Origin of the sequence: Streptomyces sp. PU-14G, assembly GCF_041028275.1 — a bacterium.
In the GTDB taxonomy this organism is placed as follows: domain Bacteria; phylum Actinomycetota; class Actinomycetes; order Streptomycetales; family Streptomycetaceae; genus Streptomyces.
This window is the reverse complement of the sequence record NZ_JASKYT010000196.1, coordinates 1-14,151: the sequence shown is the minus strand read 5'-3', so window position 1 is coordinate 14,151 and position 14,151 is coordinate 1. Positions and strand designations below refer to the sequence as shown.

At 73.9% G+C, this 14,151-nt stretch carries 15 protein-coding genes; 7 read left to right on the top strand and 8 right to left on the bottom strand.

Annotated features, from left to right (window positions below):
* Together AB8Z75_RS21650 and AB8Z75_RS21645 are read left to right on the top strand one after the other, a co-directional pair.
* On the top strand, nucleotides 1–1,009 hold a 1,009-nt coding region (locus AB8Z75_RS21650), incomplete at its 5' end, for a bile acid:sodium symporter family protein (protein WP_369204481.1).
* 149 nt (nucleotides 1,010–1,158) lie between these two features.
* Nucleotides 1,159–1,560 carry a hypothetical protein gene (locus AB8Z75_RS21645; RefSeq protein ID WP_369204479.1) on the top strand — a complete coding sequence of 134 codons (402 nt, stop codon included), beginning with the start codon at nucleotides 1,159–1,161 and terminating at the stop codon, nucleotides 1,558–1,560.
* A gap of 64 nt (nucleotides 1,561–1,624) precedes the next feature.
* On the opposite strand, the gene AB8Z75_RS21640 is transcribed toward AB8Z75_RS21645, so the two are convergent.
* The 6 genes from AB8Z75_RS21640 to AB8Z75_RS21615 form a co-directional block, all read right to left on the bottom strand.
* Nucleotides 1,625–2,152 carry an arginine repressor gene (locus tag AB8Z75_RS21640; RefSeq protein ID WP_114015811.1) on the bottom strand — a complete coding sequence of 176 codons (528 nt, stop codon included), beginning with the start codon at nucleotides 2,150–2,152 and terminating at the stop codon, nucleotides 1,625–1,627.
* 43 nt (nucleotides 2,153–2,195) lie between these two features.
* Nucleotides 2,196–3,407 (bottom strand): acetylornithine transaminase, encoded by a 1,212-nt coding sequence (locus tag AB8Z75_RS21635; protein WP_369204477.1) that lies wholly within the window; start codon nucleotides 3,405–3,407, stop codon nucleotides 2,196–2,198.
* Nucleotides 3,404–4,381 (bottom strand): acetylglutamate kinase, encoded by a 978-nt coding sequence (gene argB, locus AB8Z75_RS21630; protein WP_369204475.1) that lies wholly within the window; start codon nucleotides 4,379–4,381, stop codon nucleotides 3,404–3,406. The genes AB8Z75_RS21635 and argB overlap by 4 nt, the downstream gene beginning before the upstream one ends.
* Nucleotides 4,378–5,550 carry a bifunctional glutamate N-acetyltransferase/amino-acid acetyltransferase ArgJ gene (gene argJ / locus AB8Z75_RS21625; RefSeq protein ID WP_369204473.1) on the bottom strand — a complete coding sequence of 391 codons (1,173 nt, stop codon included), beginning with the start codon at nucleotides 5,548–5,550 and terminating at the stop codon, nucleotides 4,378–4,380. Before argJ ends, argB begins: the two co-directional genes overlap by 4 nt.
* Nucleotides 5,547–6,593, bottom strand: coding sequence for an N-acetyl-gamma-glutamyl-phosphate reductase (argC, locus tag AB8Z75_RS21620; RefSeq protein WP_369204471.1), 1,047 nt, complete (start codon nucleotides 6,591–6,593; stop codon nucleotides 5,547–5,549). Before argC ends, argJ begins: the two co-directional genes overlap by 4 nt.
* Before the next feature lie 254 nt (nucleotides 6,594–6,847).
* Nucleotides 6,848–7,363: a putative immunity protein gene (locus AB8Z75_RS21615; protein ID WP_369204469.1), complete on the bottom strand. Its 516-nt coding sequence runs from the start codon at nucleotides 7,361–7,363 to the stop codon at nucleotides 6,848–6,850.
* A gap of 440 nt (nucleotides 7,364–7,803) precedes the next feature.
* On the opposite strand from AB8Z75_RS21615, the gene AB8Z75_RS21610 reads away from it, so the two are divergent.
* Together AB8Z75_RS21610 and AB8Z75_RS21605 are read left to right on the top strand one after the other, a co-directional pair.
* Entirely contained in the window at nucleotides 7,804–8,514 is a 711-nt protein-coding gene (locus AB8Z75_RS21610) for a class I SAM-dependent methyltransferase (protein WP_369204467.1), read from the top strand.
* Between the two features lie 120 nt (nucleotides 8,515–8,634).
* The gene (locus tag AB8Z75_RS21605) at nucleotides 8,635–9,621 is read left to right on the top strand and encodes an aldo/keto reductase (protein ID WP_369204465.1); all 987 of its coding nucleotides are present in this window, start codon (nucleotides 8,635–8,637) and stop codon (nucleotides 9,619–9,621) included.
* Between the two features lie 117 nt (nucleotides 9,622–9,738).
* On the opposite strand, the gene AB8Z75_RS21600 is transcribed toward AB8Z75_RS21605, so the two are convergent.
* Complete coding sequence (locus tag AB8Z75_RS21600) at nucleotides 9,739–11,199, bottom strand: PLP-dependent aminotransferase family protein (RefSeq protein WP_369204463.1); 1,461 nt, start codon at nucleotides 11,197–11,199, stop codon at nucleotides 9,739–9,741.
* Between AB8Z75_RS21600 and AB8Z75_RS21595 the strand changes: the two genes are divergently transcribed.
* From AB8Z75_RS21595 to AB8Z75_RS21585, 3 genes are all read left to right on the top strand, one after another.
* A complete protein-coding gene (locus AB8Z75_RS21595; RefSeq protein ID WP_369204461.1) occupies nucleotides 11,198–12,274 on the top strand; it encodes a DMT family transporter in 1,077 nt (358 codons plus the stop codon). The genes AB8Z75_RS21600 and AB8Z75_RS21595 overlap by 2 nt on opposite strands.
* A gap of 47 nt (nucleotides 12,275–12,321) precedes the next feature.
* Nucleotides 12,322–12,522: a DUF1918 domain-containing protein gene (locus AB8Z75_RS21590; protein WP_369204459.1), complete on the top strand. Its 201-nt coding sequence runs from the start codon at nucleotides 12,322–12,324 to the stop codon at nucleotides 12,520–12,522.
* A gap of 256 nt (nucleotides 12,523–12,778) precedes the next feature.
* A complete protein-coding gene (locus AB8Z75_RS21585; RefSeq protein WP_369204483.1) occupies nucleotides 12,779–13,651 on the top strand; it encodes a 3-hydroxybutyryl-CoA dehydrogenase in 873 nt (290 codons plus the stop codon).
* A gap of 130 nt (nucleotides 13,652–13,781) precedes the next feature.
* Here the strand turns inward: AB8Z75_RS21585 and AB8Z75_RS21580 are convergent, their stop codons facing one another.
* On the bottom strand, nucleotides 13,782–14,006 hold the full coding sequence (locus AB8Z75_RS21580) for a hypothetical protein (RefSeq protein WP_369204457.1): 225 nt from the start codon (nucleotides 14,004–14,006) through the stop codon (nucleotides 13,782–13,784).
* Nucleotides 14,007–14,151 lie beyond the last annotated feature (145 nt).

Sequence of the window (14,151 nt, the reverse complement as noted above, 5' to 3'; positions counted from 1 at the left end):
CCTCGCGCCCGGCGCCTTGGAGGGCGGCGGCGAGGCGGTGCCGTACCTGCTCGGCGTGGTGATGTTCTGCATGGGCGTCACGATGACGCCGCAGGACTTCCGGGGCGTGGCGAAGCGGCCGTGGGCGGTCGCGCTCGGGCTGGTCGCGCAGGTACGGCACCGCCTCGCGCCCGGCGCCTTCGAGGGCGGCGGCGAGGCGGTGCCGTACCTGCTCGGCGTGGTGATGTTCTGCATGGGCGTCACGATGACGCCGCAGGACTTCCGGGGCGTGGCGAAGCGGCCGTGGGCGGTCGCGCTCGGGCTGGTCGCGCACTATGTGCTCATGCCGGGGCTCGGCTGGCTGGTCGCCCACGCGCTCGACCTGTCCCCGCAGCTGGCCGCCGGTGTGATCCTCGTCGGCTGCGCGCCGAGCGGCACCGCCTCCAACGTCGTGACGTACCTGGCGCGCGGCGACGTGGCGCTGTCGGTGTCGGTCGCCACGGTCTCGACGGTGGTCGCTCCCCTGGTGACGCCGCCGCTGACGCTGCTGCTGGCGGGCGAGTACCTGCCGGTGGACGCGGGTTCGATGGTGACCGACATCCTCAAGACGGTGCTGCTGCCGGTGCTGGCGGGGCTGGTGGTGCGGCTCGTGGCCTCGCGGCTGGTCACCAGGGCGCTGCCCGTGCTGCCGTGGCTGTCCGCGCTGACCATCGCCGTGATCGTGGCCGTCGTCGTCGCGGGGAGCGCGGACGCCATCAAGTCCGCGGCGGCGATGGTGATGCTGGCGGTCGTGCTGCACAACGGGCTCGGGCTGGCGCTCGGGTACGGTGCGGGACGCCTGGCCCGGTTGGGTGAGCCGTCGAGCCGCGCCATGGCGTTCGAGGTCGGCATGCAGAACTCGGGGCTCGCCGCCTCGCTGGCCACGGCGCACTTCAGCCCGCTGGCCGCGCTGCCGGCCGCGGTCTTCTCCGTGTGGCACAACGTCTCGGGCGCGCTCGCGGCGGCGTGGCTCTCGCGCAAGGCGCGGTGAACGGTTCCGCGGCGGTACCGGCCGGCCTCCTCCGCCGCCGGGCGGCCCCCCTTTCCATACCTACCCGGAAGTAACTACGGTGGCCTCCGGCGCACCTCCCGGAGCGCCGGGACGTCCCACAGGACCTGGTTTCGACGGAGGCACGCGCCATGAGAATCGACCCGGCCCGCTCCCTCGCCCGCGTGATGGGCGGCATGGGCATGCTGCACTTCCTCGCGCCGAAACCGTTCGACGCGATCGTGCCGCGCTCTCTCCCGGGGAAGCCCCGCGCCTACACCTACGCCAGCGGCGCCGCCGAACTCGCCGTGGCCGCCGCGCTGGCCTTCCCCCGCACCCGCAGGGCCGGCGGCATCGCCGCGGCCGGACTCCTCGCGGCCGTCTTCCCGGCCAACGTGCAGATGGCGTACGACTGGCGCGAGCGCCCGACACCGCTGAAGGCGGTGGCCTACGGCCGCCTCCCGCTCCAGCTCCCCCTCGCCGCCTGGGCGCTGCTCGCCGCCCGCCAGGGCGCGGCCGAGGCCGCGGCGGCGCGCGAAGGCGAACGGGACTGACCGACCCGGCCCGGCCCCTTCCGCGAGGCCCGGCGCCCCACCCTCCCCGCGAGACCCGGTCGCGTCAGCGCTCCTTCTGCGCCAGCGCCAGCAGGTGGTCGGCCAGGGCCTGACCGCCCACCGGATCGCGGCTGATCAGCAGCAACGTGTCGTCGCCCGCGATCGTCCCGATGATCTCGTGCACCCCCGCCTGGTCGATGGCCGAGGCCAGGAACTGCGCGGCCCCCGGCGGGGTACGCAGCACCACGAGGTTCGCGGAGGCCTCCGCGGTGATCAGCAGCTCGCCCGCCAGCCGCGCCATCCGCGCCTCGCTGGCCGACTCGCCCAGCGGAGCCCGCGGGGTGGGGTCCCCGCCCTCGGCGGGGACCGCGTAGATCAGCTCACCCCCGGTGTTGCGGATCTTGACGGCGCCCAGCTCGTCGAGGTCCCGGGAGAGGGTCGCCTGCGTGACCGTGAGCCCGTCGTCGGCCAGCAGCTTGGCCAGCTGGCTCTGGGAGCGGACCGCCTGCCGGTTGAGGATGTCGACGATCCGGCGGTGGCGGGCCATCCGCGTCTGCGGGACGGCCTGCCCCGCCTGGTGCTCCTCGGTCATCGTGCGCGTACCCCTCTTCATCTGTTCTTCGTCGCTGCGTGTCTCATCGCTCCCGGCCGGCTCCGGCGGCGCTGCCGGCCGCGTCGAGGACGGCGGGCAGCGCCCGCACGAACGCGTCCGCCTCCGCCTCGGTGAGGATCAGCGGCGGGGCGATCCTGACGACGTCCGGGGCGACGGAGTTCACCAGGAAACCCGCGTCCTGAGCGGCCTGCTGCGCGCGCGGCGCGATCGGCTCGGTGAGCACGATACCCAGCAGCAGCCCCGCACCGCGGACCTGAGCGACCTTCGGGTGGTCCAGCCCGAGGATGCCCTCGCGCAACCGGGCGCCGACGCGCTTGACGTGGTCGAGCAGCCCCTCGGCCGCGATCGTCTCCAGGACGGCGAGACCGGCCGCGCAGGCGACCGGGTTGCCGCCGAAGGTGGAGCCGTGCTGCCCGGGCTCCAGCAGCTCGGCCGCGTCCCCGAAGGCGAGCACAGCGCCCAGCGGCAGCCCACCGCCCAGCCCCTTGGCGAGCGTGACGAGGTCGGGCTCCACGCCCTCGGCCTGGCAGGCGAACCAGTGGCCCGTCCGGCCGATCCCGGTCTGGATCTCGTCCACGACCAGCAGCGTGCCGGTGGCGGCGGTGATCTCCCGGGCGGCGGCCAGGTAGCCCGCGGGCGGCAGCACCACGCCGTTCTCGCCCTGGATGGGCTCCAGGAGCACGAAGGCCGTTTGGTCGGTGACCGCCGCGCGCAGCGCCTCGACGTCCCCGTAGGGGACGTGGGTGACGTCACCGGGCAGCGGGCGGAACGGGTCCTGCTTGCCGGGCTGCCCGGTCAGGGCGAGGGCGCCCATGGTGCGGCCGTGGAAGCCGCCCTGGGCCGCGACCATGTGGCTGCGCCCGGTGCGCCGGCCGATCTTGAAGACGGCCTCCACGGCCTCGGCACCCGAGTTGGCGAAGTAGACCCTGCCCGACCGGCCCGCCACCTCCAGCAGCTTCTCCGCGAGCGCGACGGGCGGCTCGGCGACGAAGAGGTTGGAGACGTGGCCGAGGGTGGCGATCTGGTCGGAGACGGCGCGGACGACGGCCGGGTGTCCCGTGCCCAGCGCGTTGACGGCGATGCCGCCGACGAAGTCCGTGTACTGCCTGCCCTCCGCGTCCCACAGCTGGGTCCCCTCGCCGTGGGTCAGCGGGATGCGCGGGGTGCCGTAGTTGTTCATCAGCGCGCCCTGCCACCGGCCGGTGAGGGCGGAGTTGTCGTGGGCGATGGTCATGCGGGGCCCTCCGCGTTCCGTGGCTGTGTCCGTAGGTCGTCGGGTGCCTGCGTCCTGGGTTCGGGGACGGCGTCGGGCACGACCATGGTGCCGATCCCCTCGTCCGTGAAGATCTCCAGCAGGATGGAGTGCGGCACCCGCCCGTCCAGCACCCGTGCGGTGTGGACGCCACCGCGCACCGCGTGCAGACAGCCCTCCATCTTGGGGACCATCCCGCTGGCCAGCTCCGGCAGCAGCTTCTCCAGCTGGGAGGCGGTCAGTTCGCTGATCACGTCGTCGCTGCGCGGCCAGTCCGCGTACAGGCCCTCCACGTCGGTGAGGACCATCAGCGTCTCGGCACCCAGCGCCGCGGCCAGCGCGGCGGCAGCGGTGTCGGCGTTGACGTTGTACACCCCGCCGTCGCCGGCGTCCGCGCTGTGGGCGATGGAGGAGATCACCGGGATGCGGCCGTCGTCCAGCAGGGCCTCGATCGCGCCGGTGTCGACGGAGGTGATGCTGCCCACCCGGCCCAGGTCGACCGCCTCGCCGTCGATCTCGGCGAAGTGCCGGGTGGCCGCCATGATGCGGGCGTCCTCCCCCGTCATGCCGACGGCCAGCGGCCCGTGCTGGTTGAGCAGGTTGACCAGCTCGCGCTGCACCTGCCCGGCCAGCACCATCCGCACCACGTCCATCGTCTCCGGCGTGGTCACCCGCAGCCCGGCACGGAACTGGGACTCCAGGCCGAGCGCGTCGAGCTGCTTGCTGATCTGCGGGCCGCCGCCGTGCACCACCACCGGGCGCAGGCCCGCGTGGCGCAGGAAGACGACGTCCTGTGCGAAGGCCGCCTTCAGCTCCTCGTCCACCATGGCGTTGCCGCCGAACTTGATGACGACGGTCCGCCCATGGTGCCGGGTCAGCCAGGGCAGCGCCTCGATCAGGGTCTGCGCCTTGGGCAGCGCGGTGTGTCTGCGGGTGCTCGCGTCGCGGGTACTCATGACGAGTAGGCGCTGTTCTCGTGGACGTAGTCGGCCGTCAGGTCGTTGGTCCAGATGACGGCGGACGCGGATCCCGCGTGCAGGTCGGCGGTGACGCGGACCTCGCGGAAGCGCATGTCGACCTTGTCGCGGTCCTCACCGACCGCGCCCGCGCGGCAGACCTGGACACCGTTGATGGCGACATCCAGCGCGTCGGGGTCGAAGGCGGCGTCCGTGGTGCCGATGGCCGCCAGCACCCGGCCCCAGTTGGGGTCCTCGCCGTGCACGGCGCACTTGAAGAGGTTGTTGCGGGCGACGGTGCGGCCGACGGTGACGGCCTCGTCCTCGCTCGCGGCGTTCACGACCTCGATGCGGATGTCCTTGGTGGCACCCTCCGCGTCGTGGATCAGCTGCTGGCCCAGGTCGTCGCAGACCGCGCGCACCGCCTCGGCGAACTCGGCCTGCTCGGCGCGTACCCCGCTCGCCGCCGAGGACAGCAGCAGCACCGTGTCGTTGGTGGACATGGCGCCGTCGGAGTCGATGCGGTCGAAGGTGGTGCGGGTCGCGCCGCGCAGGGCCGCCTCCAGCTCCTCGGCGGACAGGTCCGCGTCGGTGGTCAGGACGACGAGCATGGTGGCCAGCCCTGGCGCGAGCATGCCCGCGCCCTTGGCCATGCCGCCGACGGTCCATCCCGCGGGGCTGGAGATGCGGGCCGTCTTGTGCACGGTGTCGGTGGTCTTGATGGCGAGGGCCGCCTTCTCGCCACCGTGTTCGGACAGCGCCGAGGTGGCCGCACCGACGCCCGGCAGCAGCTTGTCCATCGGCAGCCGCAGCCCGATCAGCCCGGTGGAGGCGACGGCGACCTCGCCCGCGCCGTGCTCGGTGCCGGTGGCCGCCGTCAACTCCTCGGCCACCTTCTCCGCGGTGGCGTGGGCGTCCTGGAAACCCGGCGCGCCCGTGCAGGCGTTGGCGCCACCGGAGTTGAGGACCACGGCGGACAGCCTGCCGTCCCGCAGCACCTGCTCGGACCACAGGACGGGCGCCGCCTTGACGCGGTTGGCGGTGAAGACCCCGGCCGCCGCACGGCTGGGCCCGGTGTTGACGACGAGCGCGAGGTCCAGGCCCCCGCTCTCCTTGATCCCGGCGGCGACCCCGGCCGCCGTGAAGCCCTTGGCCGCTGTCACGCTCATGGTGCGACTCCGATCGTGGAAAGCCCCAGCCCCTCGTCCAGGCCGAGGGCGAGGTTCATGCTCTGGACGGCACCGCCCGCGGTGCCCTTGGTGAGGTTGTCGACGGCGGCGACGACCAGGAGACGGGCCGCGTCCGGATCGAGCGCCACCTGGAGGTGGACGGAGTTGGAGCCGACGACCGAGGCGGTGGCCGGCCACTGGCCCTCGGGGAGCACGGTGACGAACGGCTCGTCCTGGTAGGCCTTCTCGTAGGCGGCGCGCAGCTGCTCGGCCGTCGTGCCGGGCGCGGCCTTGGCGCTGCAGGTGGCGAGGATGCCGCGCGCCATCGGAGCCAGGGTCGGGGTGAAGGAGACGCTGACGCGCCGCCCGGCTGCCGCGGAGAGGTTCTGGATCATCTCGGGGGTGTGCCGGTGGACGCCGCCGACGCCGTACGGGCTCATCGAACCCATCACCTCGCTGCCCAGCAGGTGCGGCTTGAGGGCCTTGCCCGCTCCCGAGGTGCCGGTCGCCGCGACGATCACCGCCTCGGGGGCGTCGGGGTCGGTGAGGCCGCCCGCGAAGGCGGGCACCAGCGCGAGAGAGACCGCCGTGGGGAAGCATCCGGGCACGGCGACGCGCCTGGTGCCGCGCAGCGCCGCACGGGCGCCGGGCAGCTCGGGCAGCCCGTAGGGCCAGGTGCCGGCGTGCGGGGTGCCGTAGTAGCGCTCCCAGTCGGCGGCGTCGGCCAGCCGGAAGTCGGCTCCGCAGTCGATGACGAGCGGCCCGTCCGCGGCGCTGCCGAGCTGCTCGGCGACGGCGGCGGACTGCCCGTGCGGGAGCGCGAGGAAGACCACGTCGTGGCCGCGCAGCACCTCGGCGCTCGTCTCCTCCAGCACGCGGTCGGCGAACGGCACCAGGTGCGGCTGCAGCGCCCCGAAGCGCTGCCCCGCGTTGCTGTTGCCGGTCAGCGCCCCCACCTCGACCTCGGGGTGCCCGGCCAGCACACGCAGGAGTTCACCCCCCGCGTACCCGCTCGCACCCGCCACTGCCGCACGCACTGTCATCGAAACCGCCTCCTCGAAGGCATGACTATACGCATGGCAGCAGTTTTATGCAATAAGTTGTGTGATCAGCGGCAGCGGAGGGGGCGACGGAGTTCTCGAGCCGGCCCGTGAGCGGTGGAACCGGCCCGGGTGAGCCTCGGTGGTGGCCCGAGGATCGGCGCACCGGACCTCGGAGGTCCTCCGCTGCGCTTTTGAAGCCGCCGGTGAACAGGTGGTAGCGGAACGTGCCGGAGCGGCAGGCGCCCGGCCCACGCTCAGCAGTCGAACACCGACCAGCAGAGGTCGTTCCGCAATCGCTGATCGTCGAGTACGAGCTCGCGGATCTCCTCGGGGAGCTGGTCACGCTGCCACCGGCACTCCAGTCGCCCTGCCGCTTCGCCCTCGCCGTCCGGCGCGGCAGCGCGTGCGGCCTTGATCGCATAGGCGGCCGCACCCAGCTCGTGCGCGGCGACGTGTGCGACGACCCCGGCCTGGCCGGCGGCGTACGCGGCATGCCGCGCCGCGCCACGCAGGTCTCGGGCCGCACCCATCGCATGGCCGCCCGCAGCGCGGGCTTGCATCATCTTGACCTCGCCCCGCACCCAGGCGCGGGCGTGCTCGATCGCCTGACGCGGTCGTGGGTCCTCGGGCCGGACCGACTCGAAGAGGCCCAGGACGTGCTCCGCGCACGATGCCGCCCACAGGGCGAGGAGATGGTGATCCGTGTCGGTGAGCGTCCCGCCGCGGCGGATCGTCACGAAGCGAGGATCCCGGACTTTCGGGAGGATCATGGCTGGCACTCCTTCTGCTGGTATCCACTCCACGCCCGAGGGGGCGCACGACTCCCCGCCCGAGGGCGCGCGCGACTCCCCACCCGAGGGCGCGCGCACGACCCGGCTGACACGGCTTCCGGCCCAGGGCGACGTCTCAGGCAACCGCCCATCGGCGAGCGGGCCTCCAGCATCGGCCCCCTCGGCCAGTTTGTCTGTCTATTCGGTCAGGAGCCGGCGTAGGGCGGCGCAGTGCGGACCCGGTGGTCCCACCCCTTCAGCTCGGCCGCCTTCGCCCGGCGACCCGGACAGTCTTCGCGCGCGCTGCCGGCCCCTGGTGACCGGACGCGGGAGGGCCAACTCCCGGTCGCCGTCGCGGGAAGGGCCGCGAGCGGCCCGTCGGCGACCGGGCTGCCGAAATCCCGGTGCGGGGTGCGCCGGCCCCGGCGATACTCGCGGGCATGCTCGACTTCTCCGCTTTCGACACCCGCGGCTACCGCACCGTGGACGTTGCCACCGGATACGGCCAGTGGGTCGGCACCTACGAGGACACCGTCGAGGACGTGATGGACCTCGCGCTGCTGGACGAACTGACCGCTGTGGACTGGGGGCGCCTGGGCCGCGTGGCCGACCTCGGGTGCGGCACGGGACGGACCGGCGCCTGGCTGCGGCAGCGCGGCATGCCGGGCACGCTGGACGGGGTGGACCTGACGCCCGGCATGCTACGGGTGGCCCGCGCCAAGGGCGTGCACGACCGGCTCGTGGAGGGCGACGTGCGGGCCACCGGTCTGGAGTCCCGCGCCTACGACTTGGTGATCTCCTCGCTCATCGACGAACACCTCCCCGACCTGGGCCCCTACTACGCGGAGGCCGGCCGGCTCGCGGCGCCCGGTGGGCACTGCGTCGTCGTCGCCTTCCACCCGCACTTCATCATGGCCTCGGGCATGCCCACCCACTTCACCGACGCCTCGGGTGAACACATCGCCATCAGCACCCACATCCACCTGCTCAGCGACCACGTGACGGCGGGGCTGGGGGCCGGGTGGCGGCTCGTGGAGATGCGTGAGGGTGTCGTCGACGAGCGCTGGCTGGAACGCAAACCCCAGTGGGAGAAGTACCGCAACCACCCGGTCTCGGCAGCCCTGGTGTGGCAGCGGGACGGTGGCGCGTGAGCGAGTCCGCCCCGGGCGCCGCGTGCGCTTGCCTTGGAGCGCGCTCCAAGGCCTAGCGTCAGCGACCGAAAGCGCACACCGCACACACACCACCCACTCCAGCTTCACGGAGGCACCCGTATGACCACCCTCCCCGCCCGCCGGCTCGGCGAACTGACCGTCTCCGGGCAGGGGCTCGGCTGCATGGGCATGAGCCACGGCTACGGCTCGGCCGACGACGAGACGTCGCTCGCCACCCTCCACCACGCCCTCGACCTCGGCGTCACCCTCCTGGACACCTCCGACTTCTACGGCGCGGGCCACAACGAGGAACTCGTCGGCCGGGCCGTCGCGGGCCGCCGCGACGAGGTGGTACTGGCCACCAAGTTCGGCTTCGCCAACAAGCTGGGCGAAGCCACCCTCATCCGGGGTGACGCGGCCTGGGTCCGCCAGGCGTGCGAGGCCTCGCTGCGGCGGCTGGGCACCGACTACATCGACCTCTACTACCAGCACCGCGTCGACCCCCGGGTGCCGATCGAGGAGACCGTCGGCGCCATGGCCGAACTGGTGGCCGAGGGCAAGGTGCGCCATCTCGGGCTCTCCGAAGCGGGCGCGGCCACTCTCAGGCGCGCCCAGGCCGTCCACCCGATCAGTGCCCTGCAGAGCGAGTGGTCGCTGTGGACCCGCGACATCGAGGAGGAGATCGCACCGGTCTGCCGCGAACTGGGCATCGGCCTGGTGCCGTTCTCGCCCCTCGGCCGCGGCTTCCTGACCGGTCGTTACGCCTCCGTCGAGGCCATGGAGGAGACGGACTCGCGGCGGAACATGCCCCGGTTCGCCGACGGCAACTTCGACCGGAACCTGGCGATCGTGCAGCGTCTGACCGAGCTCGCCGCACGGCGCGGGGTCACGGCGGGACAGCTCGCGTTGGCATGGGTGCAGCACCGGGGCGAGGACGTGGTGCCGATCCCCGGCACCCGGCGGCGCACCTACCTGGAGGAGAACATCGAGGCGCTCACCCTCGCCCTCACCGAGGAGGAGCTGGCGGCCATCGAGACGGCCGCACCCCGCGACCAGGTCGCCGGCGCCCGCTACGACGAGAGCAGCCTGTCCTTCGTCAACGGGTGAGACCTCTCACTCGGCCCGCACCGCGCTTGCCCACCTCGCGCCTTGTCTCCCGTAGGGGGACCGCGAGTTGGCCGAGCACAGCAGGGGGGTGCGCCCCGGAGGGGGGCGGGGCGCGGCTCAGCTGTCCGGCAGCACCTGGGCACAGGCCGCGCCCAGCCGCCGGACGCCCTCGACGATGTCGCTCTCGGCCGCCGCGGGCGCGAACGTCACCCTCAGGTGCGGGGCCGGGGACTCCGCGGCGAAGTAGGGGGCGCCGGGCGCGACCGCCACTCCGGCGCGCAGCGCGGCGGCGGTCAGCGTGGCCTCGTCCGTACCGTCCGGCAGCCGCAGCCACAGGTGGTAGCCACCGCGCGGGGCGTGGTCGAGGTGGAGCGCGGGCACCTCGCGGGCCAGTGCGCCCAGCATGATCTCGCGGCGCGTCCGCAATCCGGTGCCCACAGCGCGCAGATGACGGGCCCACGCGGGCGCCCCGACCAGTTCCAGCGCGGCCTCCTGGAGGGGCCGCGGAACGAAGAAGCTGTCGACGACCTGGATGGCGCGCAACCGCTCCTGCACGGGCCCGCGCGCGGCGAGCGCGCCCACCCGCAAGCTGGGCGAGGTCACCTTGGTGAGGGACCGGATGTGGACGACCACGCCGTCCGGGTCCTCGGCGCACAGCGTGGGCGGCAGCGGGCCCGCGTCCTCGTGCGCGAGGTTCCGGGCGAAGTCGTCCTCCACGACGAAGGCGCCCGCCGCGCGCGCCGCCCGGAGCACCTCGCCGCGCCGCCGCGGGCTCAGCACGGCGCCCGTCGGGTTCTGGAACAGCGGCTGGCAGACGAGGGCGCGGGCGCCGCTGGCCCGGAACGCCGCCGCGAGCAGGTCTGGGCGCACACCCTCGGAGTCCACGGGCACCGGAACGGGGCGCAGCCCCGACGCGCGGGCCGCGGCCAGCATGCCGGGGTAGGTGGGCGACTCCACCAGCACGGCGGCTCCCGGGGGTGCCAGGGCCCGCAGCGCGGTGGTGATCGCCGACTGTCCGCCCGCGGTGATCAGGACGTCGCCGGGCGCCACCGTCCCGGCCGCTCCCCCGATCTCCCGGGCGAACCAGCCGCGCAGCTCCTCCAGACCCTCGACCGGCGGCCTTCCCCAGGCGCCGGGGCGCCGGGCCGCGCGGGCGAGCGCGGCGGCCAGCGCCTTCTCGGGCTGGAGGCCGGGCGGCAGGTAACCGCCGTTGAGCTCCAGCACGCCGGGCGGTGGCCTGTCGAGCGTCGCGGTCACACCGCTCGCGTCCACGCTGCGGGGCGCCTGGTCGGCTGAGGCGTCGGCGCTCAGGGCGACCTCCTGCCACGACGTGTCGCCCCGCTGCCCGAACGCCGCCTCCGCGCGCCGCGCCTCGGCCCGGAACACTCCGGCCCCCGGCCTGGTGACGACCAGTCCCTCGGCGGCCAGCACCGCCAGCGCCCGCGAAACGGTCACGGGACTGGCACGGAACCGCTGTACGAGGGACCTGCTGGACGGCAGCTTCTCGCCAGGCGAGTAGCGGTCCAGCTCTCCGCGCAAGGATCCTGCCAGCTCGGCGACGCTGCTACGCTCAGACATGAGAGCACAGAATAGCGCTATCGACGAACCGGGGATAGCGGACCCGGCGTGGACGACCGCCCCCGCACGGGACACCGGCCCGGCGCGGGCAGCAGGGCCTGAGCCGGTCCGGGCAACGGCGACCACCCACCCGGGCGCGGCCGGGCCGTCCCACCCGGGCGCGGCCGGCCCGTCGCACACGGCCGACCGCCCCGGACCGACCGGCGGCACGGAGAGGGCGGGCCGCACCGGGGTCGGCATGGCCGCCCTCGGCGTCGTCTTCTTCTCGCTGACCTTCCCCGCCACCGACTGGTCGCTGCGCGGGTTCGGGCCCTGGACGGCGACCGCGATGCGGATGCTGCTCGCCGGGGTGGTCGCCGGAGCGGCGCTGGGTGTGCGGCGGGTGCCGTTGCCCGCCCGCCGGCACTGGGCGGGGCTCGCGATCGCCGCGTCTGGCGTCGTGATCGGGTTCCCCCTGCTGACGACGCTGGCGTTGCAGACCTCGACGACCTCGCACGCCGCTGTGGTGGTGGGGCTGCTGCCGCTGACCACTGCCGTGTACTCCTCACTGCGTACCGGGGCGCGGCCCTCCCCCGCCTTCTGGGGGGCGTCGCTGGCGGGCGCGGCGGTGGTGGTCGCCTTCGCGCTGTACCAGAGCGGCGGGGCGCCCAGCGTCGGTGACCTCTTCCTGTGCGGGGCGCTGCTGGTCTGTGCCGCCGGATACGCCGAGGGCGGCAAGCTGGCGCGGGAGCTTCCCGCTCTGGAGGTGATCGGCTGGGCGCTGGTGGGCTGCCTGCCACTGGCCGTCGTGGGCAGCGCCCTCGCGCTGGCGTACGAGCCGGTGACGCTGACGGGGCAGGCGGTGGCGGGCCTGGCGTGGAGCGCGCTGGGTTCGCAGTTCCTCGGGCTGCTGTTCTGGTACCGGGCGATGGGTCTCGCCGGGGTCTCCAGGACGAGCCAGGTGCAGCTGGCGCAGCCGCTGCTTACGCTGGTATGGGCGGTGCTGCTGCTCGGCGAGCGCCTGACTCCCGCCGCTCCCGCGGCGGCGCTCGCCGTACTGGTGTGCATCGTGGTCGTACAGCGCACCCGGGCGTGACAACCGCGGGCGCGCCGGCCCCGGAGGGCGAGAAGGAGGCAGATGCCATGCGAGCCAACACAGGCGACGAGCTGCTGATGCACGGGCGGGTCGTGGGACAGCACGACCGGACGGCGAAGATCGTCGAGGTGCTGGGGACGAGGGGCGAGCCCCCGTACCGCGTGCGCTTCGACGACGGCCACGAGGCGGTGGTCTCCCCGGGTCCGGACTCCGTGGTGCAGGAACCGCACGCGCAGCAACAGCGCTGAGCCGGCGGACGTGGACACACGACGCTGAGGCGACACGGCACGGCCGGGTGGCGCGGTGCCCGCACCGGGCGCCGCGCCACACGCGGTCCCGCCGGCTTCCCCGACCACGCAGAGCACACATAGGTGACCTTTCGCACCCGGTCTCCATCCGGCGTTCCCCCACAGGTAACGTCGGGCGGCGAAGCGGCTGCGCCCGGTGCTCCGGCAGCCCGGTGAACGGCCGCTGCGGTCCGTGAAGATCAGCGAAAGGCACGAGGTGACGGAGTCTGTAGCCGGCGTGGAACGCGTCGGAGTGGTGGGCTGTGGCCAGATGGGTGCGGGCATCGCGGAGGTGTGCGCGCGGTCCGGGCTCGACGTGCTGGTCGCGGAGACGACCGGCGAGGCGCTGGAGATCGGCCGTACCCGGCTGGTCAACTCCCTCGGGAAGGCGGCGGACCGGGGGAAGATGAGCCGTCAGGAGTGCGACGAGGCGCTGGAGCGGCTGACCTTCACCACGGATCTGGGCGACTTCGCCGACCGTGACCTCGTCATCGAGGCCGTCATCGAGAACGAGCAGGTCAAGACCGAGATCTTCCAGGTGCTCGACCAGGTGGTGACCAGCCCGGAGGCGATCCTGGCGTCGAACACCTCCTCGATCCCGCTGGTGAAGCTCGCCGTCGCGACCTCCCGGCCCGACCAGGTCATCGGCATCCACTTCTTCAACCCGGCCCCGATACAGCGGCTGGTGGAGCTGATTCCGGCGCTGACGACCGGCGAGGAGACCATCAAGCGCGCCGAGGCCGTCGTCGGCCGGACCCTGGGCAAGCACACCATCCGCGCGCAGGACCGGTCAGGATTCGTCGTCAACGCGCTGCTGATCCCCTATCTGCTCTCCGCCATCCGGATGTTCGAGTCCGGCATCGCCAGCCGCGAGGACATCGACAACGGCATGGAGCTGGGCTGCGCCCACCCCATGGGTCCCCTCAAGCTCGCGGACCTCATCGGTCTCGACACCGTCGCCTCGGTCGCCGACTCGATGTACGCGGAGTTCAAGGAGCCCCTGTACGCCGCTCCCCCGCTGCTCCAGCGGATGGTCGACGCGGGCCGCCTGGGCCGCAAGGCGGGCGCCGGCTTCTACGCCTACTCCTGAGCGCCCCCACGTAAGGCCTGCCCCGGGCCCGGCGGAACGCGGACGCCCAGGGCAGGCGGTGTGCGGCAGGCGGCAGGCGGCAGGCGGCAGGCGGTGGACGCCGGGCGGCGGGCGCGCCGCCGCGGCCGGTTCACACCGCGGGCGTGTCGGCCGTCGGCTCGTCCCCCGAATCGGGGTCGTTCCCGGAATCGGGGTCGTTCCCGTCCTTCGCCTTGGCAGCGGTGTCGTCCGGCGTGGCTCCGGGCGCCGCCTTCGAGGTCTCGTCGGGCAGCGCGGCGGGCTCCGGCTCGACCGGTCCCGAGCCGAGCGCCGCACCGGCCTCGGCCGCCTCACGCACCCCCGCCACGGGCGGCACGCCCGATCCCGCACCCGGCGGCGCCCCCGCCCCCCCCCCCCCCCCCCCCCCCCCCCCCCCCCCCCCCCCCCCCCCCCCCCCCCCCCCCCCCCCCCCCCCCCCCCCCCCCCCCGTCCTTCGCCTTGGCAGCGGTGTCGTCCGGCGT